The 234-nt window shown below is 62.4% G+C and carries 1 pseudogene; it reads right to left on the bottom strand.

Features of this window, described 5'->3' with window-relative positions:
* A pseudogene (locus tag P9273_RS32225) lies at positions 1-234 on the bottom strand (hybrid sensor histidine kinase/response regulator); the annotation flags it as partial.

Below are 234 nucleotides of genomic sequence, written 5' to 3'. Positions count from 1 at the left end.
GGCCTGAGCCGCCGAGCTTCCATCAGCGACTCGCCAGCCAACCCGAGCAATCGGTTCAGGCTGTCTGCCGTCACCCGAACCATTCTATCAGAGCCAATGCTGCCGTGGGTTTGCGGTACCGCCCCAACGAGGAGATTCGCTGAAGAGGTCGACGCCAGTTGCTCCTGGGCATGATCAGGAGTGGCGAAATCAACTGCAAAATCTTGGGCCCCGGGCTTCGCCTCGGGGGGGGAC

This window comes from Mesorhizobium sp. WSM4935, assembly GCF_029625735.1.
GTDB lineage: Bacteria > Pseudomonadota > Alphaproteobacteria > Rhizobiales > Rhizobiaceae > Mesorhizobium.
This window is presented reverse-complemented; position numbering and strand designations above follow the sequence as displayed.